At 59.3% G+C, this 21,286-nt stretch carries 17 protein-coding genes; 15 read left to right on the top strand and 2 right to left on the bottom strand.

The annotated features are described in order from the left end of the window. Nucleotides 1–182: 182 nt before the first annotated feature. Nucleotides 183–2,093: a sigma-54-dependent Fis family transcriptional regulator gene (locus tag A462_RS11815; RefSeq protein ID WP_008436524.1), complete on the bottom strand. Its 1,911-nt coding sequence runs from the start codon at nucleotides 2,091–2,093 to the stop codon at nucleotides 183–185. Nucleotides 2,094–2,379: 286 nt separating this feature from the next. Between A462_RS11815 and exaC the strand changes: the two genes are divergently transcribed. The 10 genes from exaC (at nucleotide 2,380) to fic (ending at nucleotide 13,382) form a co-directional block, all read left to right on the top strand. Next, complete coding sequence (gene exaC, locus A462_RS11820; protein ID WP_003219398.1) at nucleotides 2,380–3,900, top strand: acetaldehyde dehydrogenase ExaC; 1,521 nt, start codon at nucleotides 2,380–2,382, stop codon at nucleotides 3,898–3,900. A 204-nt stretch (nucleotides 3,901–4,104) separates the two neighbouring features. Then, nucleotides 4,105–5,553 carry an ethanolamine permease gene (gene eat / locus A462_RS11825; RefSeq protein ID WP_008436523.1) on the top strand — a complete coding sequence of 483 codons (1,449 nt, stop codon included), beginning with the start codon at nucleotides 4,105–4,107 and terminating at the stop codon, nucleotides 5,551–5,553. 64 nt (nucleotides 5,554–5,617) lie between these two features. Then, a complete protein-coding gene (locus A462_RS11830; RefSeq protein WP_008436522.1) occupies nucleotides 5,618–7,012 on the top strand; it encodes an ethanolamine ammonia-lyase subunit EutB in 1,395 nt (464 codons plus the stop codon). Beyond that, the gene (gene eutC, locus A462_RS11835) at nucleotides 7,009–7,857 is read left to right on the top strand and encodes an ethanolamine ammonia-lyase subunit EutC (RefSeq protein WP_008436521.1); all 849 of its coding nucleotides are present in this window, start codon (nucleotides 7,009–7,011) and stop codon (nucleotides 7,855–7,857) included. The genes A462_RS11830 and eutC overlap by 4 nt, the downstream gene beginning before the upstream one ends. 92 nt (nucleotides 7,858–7,949) lie before the next feature. Then, entirely contained in the window at nucleotides 7,950–8,408 is a 459-nt protein-coding gene (locus A462_RS11840) for a GNAT family N-acetyltransferase (protein WP_003219389.1), read from the top strand. A gap of 240 nt (nucleotides 8,409–8,648) precedes the next feature. Further along, a complete protein-coding gene (locus A462_RS11845; protein WP_008436520.1) occupies nucleotides 8,649–9,305 on the top strand; it encodes a DedA family protein in 657 nt (218 codons plus the stop codon). 6 nt (nucleotides 9,306–9,311) lie between these two features. Continuing rightward, nucleotides 9,312–10,142, top strand: coding sequence for a zinc-dependent peptidase (locus tag A462_RS11850; RefSeq protein ID WP_008436519.1), 831 nt, complete (start codon nucleotides 9,312–9,314; stop codon nucleotides 10,140–10,142). Between the two features lie 93 nt (nucleotides 10,143–10,235). Beyond that, a complete protein-coding gene (ppa, locus tag A462_RS11855; protein WP_003219382.1) occupies nucleotides 10,236–10,763 on the top strand; it encodes an inorganic diphosphatase in 528 nt (175 codons plus the stop codon). 214 nt (nucleotides 10,764–10,977) lie between these two features. Then, nucleotides 10,978–11,754 carry a LexA family transcriptional regulator gene (locus A462_RS11860; protein ID WP_083853227.1) on the top strand — a complete coding sequence of 259 codons (777 nt, stop codon included), beginning with the start codon at nucleotides 10,978–10,980 and terminating at the stop codon, nucleotides 11,752–11,754. A gap of 506 nt (nucleotides 11,755–12,260) precedes the next feature. Beyond that, the gene (fic, locus tag A462_RS11865; RefSeq protein ID WP_008436517.1) at nucleotides 12,261–13,382 is read left to right on the top strand and encodes a protein adenylyltransferase Fic; all 1,122 of its coding nucleotides are present in this window, start codon (nucleotides 12,261–12,263) and stop codon (nucleotides 13,380–13,382) included. A gap of 123 nt (nucleotides 13,383–13,505) precedes the next feature. On the opposite strand, the gene A462_RS11870 is transcribed toward fic, so the two are convergent. Beyond that, nucleotides 13,506–13,817 carry a DUF6124 family protein gene (locus tag A462_RS11870; RefSeq protein WP_003219377.1) on the bottom strand — a complete coding sequence of 104 codons (312 nt, stop codon included), beginning with the start codon at nucleotides 13,815–13,817 and terminating at the stop codon, nucleotides 13,506–13,508. Nucleotides 13,818–14,468: 651 nt separating this feature from the next. Here A462_RS11870 and A462_RS11875 point away from each other — a divergent pair. The 5 genes from A462_RS11875 to A462_RS11895 all read left to right on the top strand — a co-directional run bounded on the left by A462_RS11875 (nucleotide 14,469) and on the right by A462_RS11895 (nucleotide 21,286). Next, nucleotides 14,469–15,800 (top strand): amino acid permease, encoded by a 1,332-nt coding sequence (locus A462_RS11875; protein ID WP_008436513.1) that lies wholly within the window; start codon nucleotides 14,469–14,471, stop codon nucleotides 15,798–15,800. Nucleotides 15,801–15,802: 2 nt separating this feature from the next. After that, nucleotides 15,803–17,098, top strand: a complete 1,296-nt coding sequence (locus tag A462_RS11880) for an aspartate aminotransferase family protein (protein ID WP_008436512.1) — start codon at nucleotides 15,803–15,805, stop codon at nucleotides 17,096–17,098. A gap of 115 nt (nucleotides 17,099–17,213) precedes the next feature. After that, entirely contained in the window at nucleotides 17,214–17,942 is a 729-nt protein-coding gene (locus tag A462_RS11885) for a TetR/AcrR family transcriptional regulator C-terminal domain-containing protein (protein ID WP_008436511.1), read from the top strand. Nucleotides 17,943–18,062: 120 nt separating this feature from the next. Continuing rightward, the gene (locus A462_RS11890) at nucleotides 18,063–20,105 is read left to right on the top strand and encodes an acetoacetate--CoA ligase (RefSeq protein ID WP_032899516.1); all 2,043 of its coding nucleotides are present in this window, start codon (nucleotides 18,063–18,065) and stop codon (nucleotides 20,103–20,105) included. Then, nucleotides 20,102–21,286, top strand: coding sequence for a thiolase domain-containing protein (locus tag A462_RS11895; protein ID WP_008436509.1), 1,185 nt, complete (start codon nucleotides 20,102–20,104; stop codon nucleotides 21,284–21,286). Before A462_RS11890 ends, A462_RS11895 begins: the two co-directional genes overlap by 4 nt.

Genomic DNA, 21,286 nt, shown 5'->3' with positions numbered 1-21,286 from the left:
TTACCGAGACAATCGACAACCGCCAACTTAGTAACTAAACAGATAATGAACGTTCCAGAAGACAGTCACCTACGCACAAAAATACATGACAAAACATTAGTACGGTGCGACGCCAATTATTTAACGCACAGTCGCTCACAACACAGATTGATCACTCACAGTCAGAACAGTTAACGTCATCATTAAACCTGACGCGCTATACCATACTTACGTAACTTTCTATAAAGCGTATTTCTACTGACTCCAAGCACGGTCGCCACGTGCGTCATATGCCAGCGTTGCTGCACCAATGTTGCCAGCAATGCCTGGCGCTCGGCAGCATCCAGCAATGAGTTTGCCGGTTCACTCATCGCCACCGGCAGGGTTTGCACGGCACGAATCTGTGCAGGCAGGTCATCAAGCCTCACCCGCCCGTCCTCACACAGTGCGGCAAGGGTGCGCAACACCGTGCGCAACTGCCGCACGTTGCCCGGCCACGCGAACGCCAACAGGGCCTGGCGGGCCTCGCCGTCAAGCTGCACCGCCTGATCTCCCGCTTCTTCGGCCAACAGGAAGTCCAGCAGTTGCAACTTGTCACTGCGCTCGCGCAACGGCGGCAAGGCCACTTCCAGGCCATTGAGCCGGTAATACAGGTCTTCACGAAAACTACCGTCCTGCACCCGATCAAGCAGATTACGGTGGGTAGCGCTGATAATTCTGACGTCCACCGCTTGCGGTTCACCGCCGATGGGCACTACCAAGCGGTCTTCAAGCACCCTTAATAGCCGGGTTTGCAAAGCCAGCGGCATATCGCCGATTTCATCCAGAAACAACGTGCCACCATCTGCCTGCTGCAGCTTGCCGCGCATGCCTTCCTTGCGGGCGCCGGTAAAACTGCCGCCGCGATAACCGAACAGCTCGCTTTCGATGAGGCTTTCCGGGATGGCTGCGCAGTTGAGGGCCACAAAGGCTTTATCTGCGCGCAGGCTTGCATGGTGCACGGCCTTGGCAAACGCCTCTTTGCCAGACCCGGTTTCCCCCTGGATCAGCAAAGGCACATCACGCTCGAACACCCGCAAGGCTCTGCGGAAATCGTTTTGCAGCGCCGCGTCTCCAAGGCAAATGCCCGGCAATCGCGGCCGCTCCGGCAAGGCGTGGGCCACCGGCACCGGTACGCTGCGTGGCTGGCCGCGCAACACCGCGAACAAGCCACGGCCATCGCGGGTACGCAGGGGCCAACTGGCGCTGGCGTTCGCGCTGGCACGCCCGAGTAACTCATCGAGCGAACAATCGAAAAACGCCTCGACCGGCTGCCCCAACAACCCGCCACGGATTTGCCCGAGCAGGTTCAACGCACTCTGGTTAACCGCACAAATGCGCCCTTCACCATCGAACGCCAGCAGCCCTTCGCTGAACAGGCCCACAGACTCGGCCTGCAAATGAAAGCGCAGCAACCAGTGGTGCTCAAAATGGCGCAGGAAGTAACAGCTCTCGATCATCTTCGCCGAAAGATTGACCAGCGCCATGGTGTGGAACTGGCTCTGGCGCGACACCGCCTCCCGGGCCGAGGACACATCCAGCACCGCCAGCAGTTCGCCATGAGGGTCGAACACCGGGCTGGCCGAGCAGGTCAGGCCGGTATGTCGGCCACGAAAATGTTCATCGCGATGAATCGTCAGGGACTGGCGCTCCACCAGGCAGGTGCCGATGCCGTTGGTGCCTTCGCAGGCCTCGCTCCAATCGGCACCCAGCCACAGCCCGGCACCCTCGAAGATCTTGCGCTCGCTGGGGGCGGTGACGCAGTTGAGGATCACCCCGCGGGCGTCGGTCAGCAGCACCGCATGGCCGGCGCCGGAGAGCTGTTGATGCAGGCTGTTCATTTCATTGCCGGCGATGCTCAGCACTTGTTGCAGGCGTTCGCGGCTTTCCAGCAGGCGGCCATGTTCGAGCACCGTGGGCGCGATGGTCAATGCGGGGTCGAGGTGATAGTCCTCAAGACAACGCAGCCAGGAGCGGGCGATGGACGGATCGCTGCCGGGGCCATGCAGCGGGTCCTGCCCACGGGTGACCGTCAGGACTTGTTGGGCATGGCGACTGAAATGATCGTTTTGCATGTTCTTATTATTCTCCCTGCGTGAAGTACACCGCGCGCGAGTGCCCAGCATCCTCCAGCCTCCCGACCAATGCAATCCCGGGCAGACCCACCGGTCACAGGCTGTACCGCTTATGGCACAAACTGTCACCCAGGCTGTACCAAGCTTGCCACAGCAACGGTTTGCAACAACCTCTAAACCCTTGATTTACAGGCTCTACGAGGCACTGGCCCGACCTTTGCTCTACGCTTTAACAAGCACAACCGTGCGTCCTCCAATAAACACAAAAAGCCAGGAGATACCCACCATGCGTTACGCACACCCCGGTACTGAAGGCGCGATCGTTTCGTTCAAGGCCAAGTACGGCAACTACATCGGCGGTGAGTTTGTCGCGCCGGTCGATGGCAACTATTTCACCAACACCTCGCCGGTCAACGGCAAGCCCATCGCCGAATTCCCGCGCTCCACTGCCAAGGATATCGACAAGGCCCTGGACGCCGCCCACGCCGCCGCTGACGCCTGGGGCAAGACCTCGGCCCAGGACCGCTCGCTGGTACTGCTGAAAATCGCCGACCGCATCGAACAGAACCTCGAACTGCTGGCCATCACCGAAACCTGGGACAACGGCAAGGCCGTGCGCGAAACCCTGAACGCCGACATCCCGCTGGCCGCGGATCACTTCCGCTACTTCGCCGGCTGCATCCGCGCCCAGGAAGGCAGCAGCGCCGAGATCAACGAACACACCGCCGCTTACCACTTCCACGAACCGCTGGGCGTGGTCGGCCAGATCATCCCGTGGAACTTCCCGCTGCTGATGGCCGCCTGGAAACTCGCGCCAGCCCTGGCCGCCGGTAACTGCGTGGTGCTCAAGCCTGCCGAGCAAACCCCGCTGGGCATCAACGTGCTGATGGAACTGATCGGCGACCTGCTGCCGCCGGGCGTACTGAACGTGGTGCACGGCTACGGCAAAGAAGCCGGCGAAGCCCTGGCCACCAGCAAGCGCATCGCCAAGATCGCCTTCACCGGCTCCACGCCAGTGGGCTCGCACATCATGCACGCGGCCGCCGAGAACATCATTCCGTCCACCGTTGAGCTGGGCGGCAAGTCGCCGAACATCTTCTTCGCCGACATCATGAAAGCCGAACCGCAATTCATCGAGAAGGCCGCCGAAGGTTTGGTGCTGGCGTTCTTCAACCAGGGCGAAGTGTGCACCTGCCCTTCCCGCGCGCTGGTGGAAGAGTCGATCTACGACGACTTCATGAAAGTGGTGATGAAGAAGGTCGAGTCGATCAAACGTGGCGACCCGCTGGACACCGACACCATGGTCGGCGCCCAGGCGTCCGAGCAGCAGTTCGACAAGATTTTGTCCTACCTCGAAATCGCCAAGGGCGAAGGCGCCGAGCTGCTGACCGGCGGCAAGGTCGAGAAGCTGACCGGCGATCTGGCCACCGGCTATTACATCCAGCCAACCCTGCTCAAAGGCACCAACAAGATGCGGGTGTTCCAGGAAGAAATCTTTGGCCCGGTGGTGAGCATCACTACCTTCAAGGATGAAGCCGAAGCCCTGGCGATTGCCAACGACACCGAGTTCGGCCTGGGTGCCGGCCTGTGGACCCGCGACATCAACCGCGCGTACCGCATGGGCCGGGCGATCAAGGCCGGGCGTGTATGGACCAACTGCTATCACCTGTACCCGGCGCATGCCGCGTTCGGTGGTTACAAGAAGTCCGGTGTGGGCCGTGAGACTCACAAGATGATGCTTGATCACTATCAGCAGACCAAAAACCTGCTGGTGAGCTACGACATCAACCCGCTGGGCTTCTTCTAACTGACAACCCGCTCCCACATTTGAAATGCAATAAAAATGTGGGAGCGGGCTTGCTCGCGAATGCGGTGTATCAGTTACTGAGTTTTCAACTGACTACCGCATTCGCGAGCAAGCCCGCTCCCACACTTGATCTTCACAAGACCTTGCTACTCATTCGGCTTACTTAAGTAAGCCGGGATAAAACAATAAGAAAGGGATTCCATCATGCCCAGCGAACCGAATGGCGCTCCGGCGTCCGGGTCTTCCGTCGACTTTGAAAAGGTCGGCACCGAATACTTCCAACAACGGGAACTGAAAAAAGGCGCTGCCGGCTGGGTACTATTAGTCGGTCTCGGTGTTGCCTACGTCATCTCCGGCGACTACGCCGGCTGGAACTTCGGCCTGGCCCAGGGTGGCTGGGGCGGCATGTTCCTCGCCACACTGCTGATGGCCACCATGTACCTGTGCATGTGTTTCTCCCTGGCCGAACTGTCTTCCATGATCCCTACCGCCGGCGGCGGCTACGGCTTTGCCCGCAGCGCGTTCGGCCCCTGGGGCGGGTTCCTGACCGGCACCGCGATCCTTATCGAATACGCCATCGCCCCCGCCGCCATCGCGGTGTTTATCGGCGCCTATTGCGAATCGCTGTTCGGCATTGGCGGCTGGATGATCTACCTGGCGTTCTACATCATCTTTATCGGCATCCACATTTTCGGCGTGGGTGAAGCGCTGAAGCTGATGTTTGTGATCACCGCCGTCGCCGCGATTGCCCTGGGTGTGTTCCTGGTGTCGATGGTGCCGCACTTCAGTGTTGCCAACCTGCTGGACATCCCGGTGACCGAGGCCAAGGGCGCCAGCACTTTCCTGCCCTTCGGTTATGTCGGCGTGTGGGCGGCGATTCCCTATGCGATCTGGTTTTTCCTGGCGGTCGAAGGTGTGCCACTGGCCGCCGAAGAAACCAAGAACCCCAAACGCGACCTGCCTCGCGGCCTGATCGGCGCCATTGTGGTGCTGACCAGCTTCGCCCTGCTGATTTTGGTAATCGCCCCCGGCGGTGCTGGCGCCTACGCATTAATGGCATCGGGCAATCCGCTGGTGGAAGCCTTGTCCAAAGCCTACGGCGGCTCCACGTGGATGGGCCACTTCGTCAATCTGGTGGGCCTGGCCGGGCTGATCGCGAGCTTCTTCTCGATCATCTACGCCTACTCCCGGCAGATCTTCGCCCTCTCCCGCGCCGGCTACCTGCCGCGCAAGCTGTCGCAGACCAACAAAAGCAAGGCACCGGTACTGGCCCTGGTGATCCCCGGCATCATCGGGTTCGGCCTGTCGCTGACCGGCCAAGGCGATTTGCTGATCCTGGTCGCCGTATTCGGCGCAACCATTTCCTACGTGCTGATGATGGCCGCGCACATCACGTTGCGCATCCGCCGCCCCAAAATGGACCGCCCTTACCGTACTCCGGGCGGCATCTTCACCTCGGGCGTCGCCCTGGTACTGGCCTGCATCGCCGTTGTGGCGGGCTTTCTGGTGGATCCGCGCGTGGTGATTGGCGCCGCGATCATCTATGGAGTATTAATTGCTTACTTTGCTTTCTACAGTCGGCATCACTTGGTAGCAGGCACGCCGGAAGAAGAATTTGCGGCGATCCAGGCCGCAGAGGCCGCCTTGCACTAACTGCCATAAACCTCGACGCGGGCGCTTTACTCACATTCAGCCCGCGTCGACAAGGAGACTCTGTATGGCAAGCTTTTCCCACGCGGTCGGTGTATTGACCTACCGCTTCGACAGCCTCAAGGACGTGATGGCCAAGGCCAGCCCGGCCCGCTCCGGGGATTTTTTGGCGGGTGTTGCCGCCCAGAACGATGGCGAGCGGGTCGCGGCGCAAATGGCCCTGGCCAACATTCCGTTGAAGCACTTTCTCGAAGAAGTGTTGATCCCGTACGAAAGCGACGAAGTCACCCGGCTGATTATCGACACCCACGATAAACAGGCGTTTTCCGTGGTCAGCCACCTGACCGTCGGGGGCTTGCGAGATTGGCTGCTCAGCGACGCGGCCGACGAACAGAGCCTGCGCGCCCTGGCGCCCGGGCTGACACCGGAAATGGCCGCCGCCGTGTCGAAGATCATGCGCGTGCAGGATCTGGTACTGGTGGCGCAGAAAATCCGCGTCGTCACACAGTTCCGCGGCACGATGGGCCTGCGCGGGCGCCTGTCCACCCGCCTGCAGCCCAACCATCCCACCGATGAGCCGGCCGGTATCGCCGCGAGCATTCTTGACGGCCTGCTCTACGGCAACGGCGACGCCATGATCGGCATCAACCCGGCCACCGACAGCATCGCCTCGATCTGCGCGATGCTGGAAATGCTCGACGCGATCATCCAGCGTTATGAAATCCCGACCCAGGCCTGCGTGCTGACCCACGTCACCACCTCCATCGAAGCCATCAACCGTGGCGTGCCGCTGGACCTGGTGTTCCAGTCGATCGCCGGCACCGAGGCGGCCAATGCCAGCTTCGGCATCAGCCTGAGCGTGCTGCAGGAAGGCTACGACGCGGGCCTGAGCCTTAATCGCGGCACCCTCGGGCAAAACCTGATGTATTTCGAAACCGGCCAGGGCAGCGCCTTGTCGGCCAACGCACACTTTGGCGTCGACCAGCAAACCTGCGAAACCCGCGCCTATGCCGTTGCCCGGCATTTCAAGCCGTTTTTGGTGAACACGGTCGTAGGATTTATCGGCCCCGAGTACCTGTACAACGGCAAGCAGATCATCCGCGCCGGCCTCGAAGACCACTTCTGCGGCAAGCTGCTGGGCGTGCCCATGGGGTGCGACATCTGCTACACCAACCATGCCGAAGCCGACCAGGACGACATGGACACCCTGCTCACCCTGCTGGGCGTGGCCGGGATCAACTTCATCATGGGCATCCCGGGCTCCGACGACATCATGCTCAACTACCAGACCACTTCATTTCACGACGCGCTGTACGCCCGCCAAACATTGGGTTTAAAGCCGGCACCGGAGTTTGAACAGTGGCTGGCGAAAATGGGCATCTTCACGCAAGCCGACGGCAAGGTGCACTTCGGCAACAGCCTGCCACCGGCATTCCGCCACGCCTTGGCGCAACTGGGATGAAGAAGGAACCGCCCGTGCACATCGACACCCCGGAAAACAACATGGACAACCCGTGGCTTGAGCTGCGGCGCCTGACCCCGGCGCGGATTGCCCTGGGCCGCACCGGCACCAGCATGCCTACCGGCGCGCAGCTGGATTTCCAGTTCGCCCATGCCCAGGCCCGCGACGCGGTACACCTGTCGTTTGATCATGCAGGGCTCAGCAGCCAATTGGCGGAGCGTGGCCGCGACAGCCTGCTGCTGCACAGCGCCGCCGTCGACCGTCACAGCTACCTGCAACGCCCGGACCTTGGGCGCCGCCTCAGTGATGAATCCGCCCAGGCCCTGCGGGACTATGCCGAAGCCAACCCCGGCGGCGTGGACCTGGCGGTGGTGGTGGCCGATGGCTTGTCGGCCCTGGCGGTGCATAAACATACGTTGCCGTTTCTTACACGCATGGAGGAACAAACCCACGCTGAAGGCTGGTCGCTGTCACCGGTGATTCTGGTGGAGCAGGGCCGTGTCGCCGTCGCGGATGAAGTCGGCCAGTTGCTCGGGGCAAAAATGGTGGTGATCCTGATCGGCGAGCGGCCGGGGCTCAGCTCGCCGGACAGCCTGGGGCTGTATTTCACCTACAACCCCAAGGTCGGCCTCACTGACGCCTACCGCAACTGCATCTCCAATGTGCGCCTGGAAGGCTTGAGCTACGGCATGGCCGCTCACCGCCTGCTTTACTTGATGCGGGAGGCCTGTCGCCGGCAGTTGTCGGGGGTCAACCTCAAGGATGAAGCGCAGGTACAAACCCTCGAGTCGGATGATCCCGACCTGATGAAAGGAAACTTCCTGCTCAGCCCACCGAAGGACTGATCCCTGCACGATTGCGCTTTTTCTCTGCTTTAGGCAGCATCGAGACACGGCCGCTTGTGTGGTCATACCCCATTTGGAAGTTGAGGCCTGGCATGCGGATTACTCAAGCGACCCTGGAACACCTGGACCTGTTGACCCCGCTTTTCGTCAAATACCGCGAGTTTTACGGCGCGCTGCCATTTCCTGATTCGAGCCGCGCCTTCCTGGAAAAACGCCTGCGCCGCAAGGAGTCCGTGATCTACCTGGCGCTGGCCGACGATGACGACAAGAAACTGCTTGGCTTTTGCCAGCTGTATCCAAGCTTTTCATCGTTGTCCCTCAAGCGGGTGTGGATCCTCAACGACATCTACGTCGCCGAAGACGCACGCCGGCAGTTGGTGGCCGACAACCTGATGCGTACCGCGAAGAAGATGGCCAAGGAAACTCAAGCCGTGCGCCTGCGTGTGTCCACCAGCAGTGACAACCAGGTGGCGCAGAAAACCTATGAGTCCATCGGTTTTCGGGAAGACACCGAGTTCAAGAACTACGTGCTTGCGATCAGCGATGACTGACAACTATTAACCAAACCTCATACATCTGTTGTGGGAGCCCCCTCCCACACTGACGCTGTGTCTACAATCAGATCGCTTTCGCGACATTCCCCGCTACAAAACCAGCACGCTTTTCACAACTCTATCCGTATAATGCGGACCTTTCAGGGTCGTAAGAAATACGCCACTACCTTGTAGCCCTTATTACCCGAAGCCTCCGCACAGGCCCGCTGAGCCAGGCCATTCACACAGGTGCCCTCCATGGATTTCAACCCGCTCGACCTTATCCTGCATCTCGACGTGTACCTCGACATGCTGGTGAGAAACTACGGAGTGTGGATCTACGCCATTCTGTTCCTGGTTATCTTTTGCGAAACCGGCCTGGTGGTCATGCCGTTTCTGCCGGGTGATTCCTTACTGTTCATCGCCGGCGCTGTTGCAGCGGGCGGCGGCATGGACCCGATATTGCTGGGCGGCCTGCTTATGCTCGCGGCCATCCTGGGTGACAGTACCAACTACGTGATCGGACGAACGGCCGGGGAACGCTTGTTCAGCAACCCCAACTCGAAGATCTTCCGCCGCGACTACCTGCAAAAAACCCACGACTTCTACGACAAGCACGGCGGCAAAACCGTGACCCTGGCGCGCTTCCTGCCGATCCTGCGCACGTTTGCGCCGTTCGTCGCCGGTATCGCGAAAATGCCTTACCCGCGCTTCTTCGGTTTCAGCGTGTTCGGCACCGTCCTCTGGGTCGGCGGCCTGGTAACCCTGGGCTACTTCTTCGGCAACGTGCCGTTCATCAAGAAAAACCTGTCGCTGCTGGTGGTGTTCATCATCCTGCTGTCGCTGGTACCGATGATCATCGGTGTGTTCCGCAGCCGCTTTGGCCGCAATTCCACCGAAGCCAAGCCGCAGTAACCTGCGATGTGGTCCCTCAGCGCCTGGCGTCGCCGGCGCCTGCTGGCCAAGCACCCGATTGCCGATGAAACGTGGCAACGGGTGCGCCACCACCTGACGTTCCTCGACGGCATCACTGCCGAGCAAGACCAGTGGCTGCGGGAAGCCTGCGTGGTGTTCCTCGCCGAAAAACACCTCACCGCCCTGCCCGGCGTCGAACTGCACCAGGAACAGCGCCTGCTGCTCGCCGCCCAGGCACAGCTGCCGCTGATGAACCTTGGCGACCTCGACTGGTACCAGGGCTTCCACGAGATCGTGCTGTACCCCGACGACTTCCTCAGCCCGCAGCGCCATCGCGACGCCAGCGGCGTGGAGCACGAGTGGGACGGCGAGCACAGCGGCGAAGCCTGGCAACAGGGCCCGGTGATCCTTGCGTGGCCCGGCGTACTGGCCAGCGGCAACTGGGAAGGCTACAACCTGGTCATTCACGAACTGGCCCACAAGCTGGACATGCTCAACGGCGACGCCAACGGCCTGCCACCCCTGCACCACGACATGCGCGTGCAGGAATGGGCCAGCGTCATGCAAAGCGCCTTCGACGACCTCAACCGCCAGCTCGACCGCAACCCTGACGCCGAAACGGCCATCGACCCCTACGCCGCGGAAAACCCGGCCGAGTTCTTTGCCGTCACCAGCGAATATTTCTTCAGTGCCCCGGATTTACTGGTCAGCAGTTATCCACAGGTGTACGAGCAACTGAGCCACTTCTACCGTCAGGATCCCCTGGCGCGCCTGCACCAACTGCAGGCCGGCGACGTGCGGTATCAGACGGAACGCCAAGCGCACTACGACGTCTGACGCATGGCATCGGCGTCAGAATATGCCTATAATCGCCGCCACTTTTAGGCCAATCCGGCCATGTTCCATGGCCAACTACGGGGGCAACGCCCAATGAGCTACAGCAAGATTCCGGCTGGCAAAGACCTGCCGAACGACATCTACGTCGCCATCGAGATTCCGGCCAACCACGCGCCGATCAAATACGAAATCGACAAAGACAGCGACTGCCTGTTCGTTGACCGTTTCATGGCCACCCCGATGTTCTACCCGGCCAACTACGGTTTCATCCCCAACACCCTGGCAGACGACGGTGACCCCCTCGACGTGCTGGTCGTGACCCCTTACCCGGTTACCCCAGGCTCGGTTATCCGCGCCCGCCCGGTCGGCATCCTGAACATGACTGACGACGGCGGCGGCGATGCCAAAGTTATCGCAGTACCACACGACAAGCTGTCCCAGCTGTATGTCGACGTGAAGGAATACACCGATCTGCCGCCACTGCTGCTGGAACAGATCAAACACTTCTTCGAGAACTACAAAGACCTCGAAAAAGGCAAATGGGTGAAGATCGACGGTTGGGGCAATGCAGACGCCGCCCGCGCCGAGATCCTGAAGTCGGTCGCTGCCTACAAAGGCTGATACCGCTATTCGCTCTGAAAAAGCCCCGATTAAACGGGGCTTTTTTTGTGGGAAAAATATAAACATCCGGCTACTTTAATAAACATATTTACAGCAATTGTTTAACTAGCTTAATCAACTAGCAGAATAGTCCTGCGATAAGGAAACACCTACATACAGCAACTCAACGCATGGTTTATTTGATCTGATTTTACGGCCAGTAAACTCTGCGTTTATGAATACATCAGGTGATCGCTTAAGAGCGCTATTACGGGAAGTTCATCTTTCCGCTTCCGACTTCGCCAAGAACCGCGATGTTACGCCTCAACACGTAAACAACTGGTTCAAACGCGGCGTCCCCATGGGCCGGCTCAACGAGTTCGCAGAATTGTTGTGCGTCACCAGCCGTTGGCTGCGCACAGGCGAAGGCCCCAAACATCCACCCGCCAACTACCTGCTGGAAGGATCCGATGCAGACACCTCCCACCGTATCGCCCGCGAGACCAGCGGCAACTACATCACCCACCCGGTCTCGGGCCCGGTAAAAATCGACGTGGAGATCCCCCTCCACCCCACCTTCACCTCGACCGAAAGCATCCGCCTCTCCCTGCACACCCTTGAAGCCATCGGTGTAAGCCCGGAGCGGGCACTCGGGGCCTACATGGTCGGCAACAGCATGATCGACATCATCCAGGACGGAAGTACCCTTGCCATCGACTGTGGCCGCAAACAGATCATCGATGGCGAAATCTACGCGGTAGAGCACGACGGAATGCTGCGGATCAAATACCTCTACAACCGTCCAGGAGGTGGCCTGCGGATGCGCAGCCACAACAGCGCCGAGCATCCGGACGAGTTTTTGACCTATGAGCAGCGGCATGAGCAGAACTTTGAGATTCTGGGTTGGGTGTTCTGGTGGGCGACACTGAATAACCGCCGCCCGCCGGTGCCGCTGGATGAGCAGTTATTGGGCTACGAAGGCTCTAAATCGGATCCGGAGCTGGGAAATTGAGGCGAATGTGGGTATTATCCGCCGCACATTTGGCAGGGGGTTGGCGTGAAGCCGGTCCGCCCTGCCTGGCGATGCGGAGGAGTTCCCGCTGATGCCCCTTATCACCTGGGTGTGAGCCTGGGTGAACGATTTGAAGGCTGGTGAGGTTTACCAAAAATAAGCTGAACCAGTCCCCGAGAAGCCGGCCACAAGCCGGCTTTTTAATGCCTGGAAGAAATGCGCTACACCTGCCAGGCATCGAGCTATTTGAGAACGCGCCAACCGCTCCAAGGCACGCAAGCCGTCTTTTCCATCCTCAGGACATTCGCCTGATACGTCGCTAAAAGCCCGTTCCAAGAACACGTTTCGCATACCTGTCGTTACCAACGACATGACATCAAGACGTGTCGCAGAAATCAAAATATAGCGACACGTAGTGCACGCATGTTTACACTGACGCCACGAAAGGGCGCCCTGATGAGCCCCTCTTACCTTTAGACGGATAAGTCAAAGACCGAGCCCCATCCATGACCGCATCCCACCTTCCCTGGCAGGCTGACAAGCCCTACAACCAGCTTCCCACTTTGCCACCGGCAACTGTTCTGGAAACCCATGCAGTGCTCAAACGCTGCATTGAGGCCCGCACAGCCCTGGCCGAATTGAAGCAAGCGGCTGAGCTGATCCCTAACCAGACAATGCTGATCAACACCATTCCATTGCTGGAGGCCAAGGACAGCTCAGAGATCGAAAGTATCGTCACCACCACGGATTTGCTCTTTCAGCATGCTCAGGATGGAGATAGCCACGCAGACCCAGCGACCAAGGAAGCACTGCGCTACCGCAAAGCCCTGCAGAAAGGTTATCAATCGTTGGCCGACCGCCCACTCTCCACCGGTACTGCAGTCGAAATCTGCCGCACGCTTAAAGGCGTGAACATGGATATACGCCGGGTGCCAGGAGTCCAGCTAGCCAACGACCGAACCGGCGAGATCATCTATACCCCACCGGAAGGCGAAGATCGCTTACGTGACATGCTCGCCAACTGGGAGCGCTTCCTGCACAACGAGACCGACCTGGATCCATTAGTACGTATGGCGGTTAGTCACTATCAATTCGAAGCCATTCACCCATTCACCGACGGCAATGGCCGTACCGGGCGAGTGCTCAACACCCTGTACCTGATCCAGGAAGGCCTGCTGAATCTACCGATTCTCTACCTTAGCCGTTACATCATTGCCCATAGAGCCGATTACTACCGCCTGTTGCTTGATGTCACTCGCGAACAAGCCTGGGAGCCTTGGCTGCTGTACATGCTCAGCGCTGTGGAAGAAACAGCACGCTGGACTTGTGCAAAAATTGCCGCTATTCGCAGCCTGTCCGAGCACACCACCCAGTTTGTTCGTGAGCAGTTGCCGAAAACCTATTCCCGCGAGCTGGTAGACGTCATTTTCGAACAGCCCTACTGCCGCATCAGCAACGTCGTCGACAAACAGATTGCCCAGCGTCAAGCAGCCTCCCGTTACCTCAAAGAACTAGTCGCCATCGGCGTTCTGCAAGAGGTTCAGGTTGGCAAGGAAAAGCTCTTCATCCATCCCAAACTGATGCAGCTACTCACTCGCGACAGCAATGACTTCAAGCCATACGCCTGAGGAGACCGCTTTAATCCATGGCGATCGTCTGCCGGGATTTCCGCCCCTGAGCCAGGATGATGAGCATTTGGTCAGTAGATCGCTGACCAAATGCATCGCAACCTCAGCGTAGGCTTAAGGTCCTCACCTCGGCTGCAAACAGTCCAGCGCTCGATCCACCACCACCTTCGACATTTCCACCAAATGCATCACCGCCCGCTGTGCGCCATTCAGCGGCTCGGTCGACGCCTGGGCGGTTGCCACGGCGCAATGCAATAACTCGGCAGCATGGGCCAGGGCATCTTCGAAACTCAGTTCGTCATCGACGGTAAACGGGTTGGGTGAAGGCTGCGCGTCCGGCGCTTTGAGGTAGTGATCGATCACTCGACGCGAGGCATCAGTGTCGCGGAGTAAGGCTTTATGGAATGCGGGTGGATCGGGGGTAACTTTGACCATGGTAAATCTCCAATCAAACATTTGGAGCCACCACGCTTCGCGACTAAACGAAGGTGGCAGCTGTACGCAGGTTAGTCGACCGGTCGATTGGAAACCCGGCGCGCCCGAGGGCGCCCTGCGCACAGCCACCATAAAAGTGCAGGCGAAAAACGGCCTGACTCATGAACTGATCGTGCGCCAATCGAATCCGGGCGACTAAACCCGATCACCGAATAAGCAGTGACGGAACGCAGACTAGTCGCGGGATTTTGCTGGCGCAAGCGCTTGGAATTCTCTAGGAAACGTCCTGCCAAGGAAAGGGATCTGTCTTGCTGGCCATCAAAAATCAGCGCCCCACCACCACACATTAGATGTGTTATCGGGTGACACCTCGCCCCGTATCTGCCAATCCAACTTCCCAAACTTCCCGTCTGACAAATCCAGAAACGATCCTACAAACCAATCTAAACAGAATGTTTAACCCCGACTCCCTCCTCCATACCATCAACCCCACCCTGTTCTGGCCCGAATCCTGCCTATTGAACACCGTACAATAAAATCGGCCACCAAGCCGGATAACGTTCATGACCGCTGCGCAATGCAGCCAGGGGAATGATGATGCGCAACATGTCCAACCAGGGCCTTGCTACTTCTCTCAAGGAACGCCACGTCATGCTGATCGCCATCGGGGGGGTGATTGGTGCTGGATTATTTTTGGGGTCTGGCAAGGCGATCGCCACTGCCGGGCCTGCGTTGTTGGCGGCTTATGCCATTTGCGGGCTGATGATTTATCTGATCGCACGGGCGCTGGGGGAGTTGTCTCTATACCGACCCAATAGCGGGTCCTTTGCGTCTTTTGCCGAGGAGTTCCTTGGGCCGCGCTTCGGCTTTATTACCGGGTGGTCGTATTGGTTGATCTGGATTCTGGTGGGCGTGCTTGAGGTCACCGGCATCGGCCTGCTGATGAAATATTGGTTCCCGGAACTGCCCCAGTGGATTCCCGCACTCGTCACGGCCGGTGTGCTGATGGTGATTAATTTGTTCACAGTCAAGGCGTTTGGCGAGGTGGAGTTTTGGCTGGCGCTGATCAAAGTGGTAACGATTGTCGGGCTGATTGTGGCGGGGTTGGTGATTTTGTTTTTCGGCCTTGAAACATCGGCGAAGACACCGCCGTCCATTACCAACCTATGGACCCACGGAGGCGTTTTACCTCACGGCTGGAGCGGCCTGTTGTACGCGATTCCGGTGGCGGCGTTTGCCTTCGCCGGCGTTGAAGTGATCGGTGTGGTGGCCGCTGAAACGGCCAACCCCGAGCGCACGCTGCCCAAGGCGATCAACAGCATCATTTGGCGCATGTTCATTTTCTATGTCGGCTCGATGGCGATCATCATGGCGCTGTATCCGTGGAATCAGCTGAATACCGGGCAAAGCCCGTTTGTCATGGTGTTCGACAGCATCGGTCTGGGAATGGCCGCGGGGCTGGTGAACTTTGTGGTGATCACAGCGCTGGCGTCATCCTGCAATACCGGGCTGTTTGCCACGAGTCGCATGCTGTATTCGCTATCGCATTTCCAGCAGGCGCCACGCAGCCTCCAGGTGTTGAGCCGGCGCCAAGTTCCCGCTCGATGCCTGATGGTCTCGACCCTGATGTTGTTGGTGGGTGTACTGCTCAACTACATGATTCCGGAGAGTCTGTTCGGCCTGCTGATTACCGGGATATTGGGCCTGTTGATCTGGGTGTGGGCGGTGATCATCGTTGCGCATATGGCGTATCGCCGCAAAGTTCAGCGGGGTGAGTTGCCTCGGGTTGCCTATCGCATGCCGTGGGCCATGGGCAGCAGTGTGCTGGTGCTGTCTTTTCTGGCGGTGCTGGCCTTGTTGGTGGCTCTGGACCCGGACACCCGCGCAGCCTTCTATGTGACGTTCGCCTGGTTCGCAGTGCTGATGCTGGTGTATCCGAAACCCGCTCAGTCAGTAGCTGCCAGCGACGTGCAGGGAGCTTGAATATGACCGGCAACACCCTCAAGACCGAACTGGCTGCGTGTGTCGAGCGCTTCACTCGTGCCAACCCCAATAGTGCGCGCCAGTTGGAATGGGCCGCCCGGGTCATGCCCGGTGGCAATACACGCTCGGTGCTGTTTTACGAACCGTTTCCCCTGACCATGTCCAGTGGCGCGGGTTGCTTGCTCACCGATATGGACGGCCATCGCTATATCGACTTCCTGGCCGAATACACGGCGGCGCTATATGGCCACTCCCACCCAGTCATTCTGCATGCGCTGTCACAAGGGATGGCGCGAGGACTGAACCTCAGCGCCCATACCGAGCTGGAAGCCAGGCTGGCAACACTGATTGTGGAGCGCTTCGATTGCGCCGAGCAGGTGCGTTTTACCAACTCGGGGACCGAAGCGAACCTGCTCGCACTGGCGGCGGCAGTTGCCTACACAGACCGTCGCGCAATCATTGCCTTTTCTGGTGGATACCACGGAGGCGTAATGAGTTTCGCCGGACCGGCGACGGCAATGAACGTTCCCCATCGCGTCTATCTGGCCGACTATAACGACCTGCACAGTGTCGAGCGCTTGATGCATCAGCACCGCGGCAAAATTGCCGCGATCCTGGTGGAGCCCATGCTTGGTGCCGGGGGATGCATCTGCGCTGCGCCGGGTTTTCTTCAAGGTTTGCGCGAAATGAGCCGGGCCCATGGCGCGCTGCTGATCTTCGACGAGGTGATGACTTCACGCCTGGCGCCTGGAGGTTTGCAGGAAAAGCTTGAGGTCAAACCTGACCTGATCACCCTGGGTAAATACTTGGGCGGCGGGATGCCTTGCGGAATGCTGGGGGGGCGCCGGGAAATCATGGCGCAGTTCGATCCGCGCCTGGGTCGCCTGCCCCATGCCGGGACATTCAACAATAACGTGATGACGCTCAGCGCCGGCATCGCCGGCCTGGAGCAGGTGTTCACCCGCGAGGCAGCCATTGCGCTCAATACCCGAGGCGACGCATTACGCCAGCAACTCAATCAGGTGCTGGCACCTGTCGCCCTGCAGTTCACAGGACAAGGCTCGGTGATGAATTTTCATCCCACCGCCATGCACCTGCAGCGCCCTATGGAGTTATCCGAGTACCAAAAACGCCTGCGTGACCTGTATTTCTTCCACCTGATCGAAAGTGGCATCTACCTCGCCCGGCGCGGGTTGGTCGCGCTGAGCTTGCCACTGACCGACAACGAACTGTTACACCTGCTCACCGCCACTCGGGCTTTTGTCGATCGCTACGCTGCTGTTTTGCCTTGCGACTGAGGCTGCCCGGCCCAGGAGCCCGAGGCTCCTGGGCACTCCACCGTGATTCGTATCCGAGACAGGAAAACCCTTAGCCGCTATTCTTTCGCCTTCCCTCAGCCGGAACGAAAGGCCCATGACCAGCAAAACCGCAAACCCCCGAGGCCGGCGTAAAAAGAGCGCTGGGGAGGATTCGAAAAACCTGTTGACCGCCCAAATCATCACCACCGCGGCACTTGAGCTGATTGATCAGGAAGGCCTGGAGAAATTCAGCCTGCGCACTCTCGCCAGCGCCCTGGGCGTCTATCCGACGGCGATTTACTGGTACGTTTCTTCTCGGGAATTACTGCTGGCCCAGGTGTTGGCCAAGGTGTTGGAACACTTGGCGCCCGAGCCCCAGGAACGCTGGCAGGACTACTTGCGTGCGGCCATGGTCAATTGCCACAACGCCGTGCACCAACATCCGAATATTGCGCCGTTGCTCGGTGCGCAACTGGTCTCCAATACCCGCACCGACTTCAAACTGGTGGAAGGCGTGCTGGCGGCCCTGCAACAGGCCGGCTTCAACGGGCCGACACTGGCAAGCGCCTACAACACCTTCATTGCCGCCCTCACCGGGTTTACTACGCTGGAGTTCGCACCGCTGCCGGAAAACACAGAAGCCTGGCAAAACCAGGTCCAGCAGAGCCTTCAGCAAGTCGACCCGCAACAACACCCGACACTGGCGCAGAACATGGATCAGTTGAGCAATCGCAGCTTCAGCCTGCGCTGGCAAAACGGCGTGCAAGCGGCGCTGGATGACAGCTTCGCGTTTTATGTCGAGACCATCATCTGCGGATTGGAAACCCTGGCATCCCGTCGCTAGAAACGTCACTCATCGATACCTGAAAAACCACTAATTGTACGTCGTACAATTGATGATTAAGATCCGTCACGCATGAAACCCAATGACCCTTAATAAAAATAACGTCAGAGGTCTTTTATCGTGGCGAACGCTTTCCCGTTTTCTGATCCTGTCCGTCATGGGCAACTGCTGTGGCAGCCTAGTCCCGGGCACATACAACGGGCCCGTCTTACCCGTTACCTGAATTGGCTGCAGCAGGAACGAGATATTACCTTCACCGATTACCACGCCTTGTGGCGTTGGTCCGTCAACGACCTGGACGCCTTCTGGCAATCCATCTGGGATCATTTCCACGTACAGGCCTCCAGCCCTCCCCGCGCCGTTCTGGGCGCCCGCACGATGCCAGGGGCGCAGTGGTTTCCGGGGGCCCAGCTGAATTTCGCCGAACATATTCTGCGTAACGAGCGAGAAAACAGTGATGCCCTGCTGTACGTGAGTGAAACCGATACGTTGCAAGGCATGCCCTGGCCCGACTTCGCCAACCAGGTGCGCACCCTGGCGACTTATTTGCGCGAGCTGGGAATAAGACCTGGCGACCGGGTTGTGGCTTACCTGCCAAATATCCCCGAAGCCATGATCGCCCTGTGTGCCAGTGCTGCCATAGGGGCAATCTGGTCGAGTTGCTCACCGGACTTTGGTGCCGATGGCGTATTGGATCGAGTCCGACAACTGGCACCCAAGGTGCTCTTCGCCGTGGACGGTTACCGCTATGGTGGGAAAGCATTCGACCGTCGTGAACAGGTCCAACGGATCGTTCGGGAGCTGGGCAGTATCGAGCAATTGATCATGCTGCCCGCGCTCTTCCCCCAAGAGTCGATCACCGTTCACGGCGCAGTCGATTGGCGCAACCTGCACCTTCGCCCTATCGTCCCGGCCGTCGACTTCCAGTGTGAGCAACTGCCCTTCGACCACCCGTTGTGGGTGCTGTTTTCTTCCGGCACCACGGGGCTTCCCAAAGCGATCGTGCACAGCCATGGCGGCATTTTGCTGGAGCAATTGAAAGCCCTGCATCTGCACCTGGATTTTCGCCCTGGCGATACCGCGTTCTTCTTCACCACCACCGGCTGGATGATGTGGAATACCTTGTTCTGCACGTTGCTCTGCGACGTACGCCCAGTGCTGTACGACGGCCATCCCACCTGGCCGAACACCGATACGTTATGGCAAGTGGCGCAAGACAGCCGTGCGAGTTTTTTCGGCACCAGCCCCACCTACATCGAGCTGATGAAACGTCAGGGCGTGGTTCCCGGCCAGCGCTTCGATCTTTCGGCACTGCGCACTGTCATGCCCGTGGGGTCACCGGTTTCACCTGAGTGCAATGCCTGGTTCTATCGCCACCTCAAACCCGACGTATGGGTCGCCACCGGCAGCGGCGGTACCGATATCTGCAGCGGCCTGGTCAGTGGGGTGCCCACGTTGGCCGTGTATGCCGGCGAAATCCAGGCACGTGCCCTGGGCGTGGCGGCGCATGCATTCGACGACCAAGGCAAGGCCGCCATCGATCAAGTCGGCGAGCTGGCAGTGACGGCGCCAATGCCTTCGATGCCGGTGTACTTCTGGAACGATCCCACCGGCGAGCGTTACCGCGACAGCTATTTCCAGGCCTGGCCCGGCGTATGGCGCCATGGTGATTTCTTCCTGGTCAACGGCCGTGGCGGTTGCCAGGTGCTGGGGCGCTCGGATGCGACGCTTAATCGCTTTGGCGTGCGTATCGGCACCGCCGAAATCTACCGTGCGCTGGAACAGATCGAGGCCATCGAGGACTCGCTGATCGTCAATCTGGACTTGCCTGAAGGTGGGTTCTTCATGCCGCTGTTTGTCCAGCTACGCCCTGGGATTCAGTTGGACGCAGGCCTTGAACGGCACATCAGCGAGTGCCTGAGCCAAACCTGTACACGCCGACATGTCCCGGATCGCATACACGCGGTGCCCATGATTCCCACGACGTTGACGGGAAAGAAAATGGAGGTGCCAGTGCGGCGGATTTTGATGGGCCATGACCCAGCAAAAGCGGCCAATCCAAGTGCCATGCGAGACCCGCACGCATTGGCGTTTTTTATCGATTACGCAGGCCAGCAAACCGACTATCCAATGCCTTTACCGCCAGGAGACATCGAATCATGAGCCTTAAAGCAAAAGCGTTTATCGTCGGGGCTTATGAACACCCTACCCGCCACGCCGTGGACCGCTCCCTCGCCCAACTGCATGCCGACGTCGCACGCGGCGCCCTGGACGACGCAGGATTGAGCATCAACGATGTCGACGGCTACTTCTGCGCGGGAGACGTACCGGGATGGGACTCCCAAGGCGTCGGCCCGTTTTCCGTGGTCGAGTATTTGGGCATCAAACCTCGGCACATAGAAACCACAGAAAGCTGGGGTTCGTCCTACATCCAACACGTTGCACAGGCTACACGTGCCATCGCCGAAGGACGGTGCAAGGTGGCGCTGATTACCCAGGCCGGACGTCCACGCGCCGAGCGCCAGCGGCCGGACAGCAGTCAGCTCAAGCAACCGCAGAGCGCCTGCGAAGCACCATTTGAAATGCCCTACGGCGCCGCCGTGACCAATCTATACGCCATGTGCGCCATGCGTCACAGCCACGAACATGGCACCAGCGCCGAGCAACTGGCCTGGATCAAAGTCGCTGCGTCACACCATGCCCAGTACAACCCCAACGCGATGCTGCCCAAGGTCGTCAGTGTTGAAGACGTGCTGAACTCGCCACTGATCGCGGCCCCATTACGCAGGTTGGACTGCTGTGTCATCAGCGACGGCGGCGGAGCGCTGGTACTGGCGCATCCGTCCATCGCCCGCGCACTCAAGCGGCCGCTGATCACACCCATCGGCTCAGGCTATTCGGTCAACCATTTGAACGGCGGCTACTTCGACCTGCTCTCCAGCGGCGGCATCCAGTCCGGGGCTGACGCCTTTGCCGAGGCTCGACTCAAGCCCAGCGATATCCGCTACGCCTCACTCTACGACAGCTTCACCATCACCGTATTGATCCAGCTGGAAAACCTCGGATTTTGCCCACCCGGCCAAGGTGGCGTCTTTGTCGCCGATGGCAAGCTGATCAGTGGCGAAGGCCCACTGGCGGTGAATACCGATGGCGGCGGCCTCTGCAACAATCACCCGGGAAACCGGGGCGGCATGACCAAATTGATCGAAGCCGTCCGCCAATTGCGCGGTGAGGCCCACCCGGCGGTTCAGTTGCCCGATTGCACCTTGGCATTGGCTCACGGCACCGGTGGCCTGCTGGGCTCACGACATGGCAGTGCCACCCTTATTCTGGAGCGACTCTGA

Origin of the sequence: Pseudomonas sp. Ag1 (assembly GCF_000278565.1) — a bacterium.
In the GTDB taxonomy this organism is placed as follows: Bacteria; Pseudomonadota; Gammaproteobacteria; order Pseudomonadales; family Pseudomonadaceae; genus Aquipseudomonas.
Note: the sequence above shows the minus strand (reverse complement) of the source record. Positions and strands in the feature narration are given on the sequence as shown.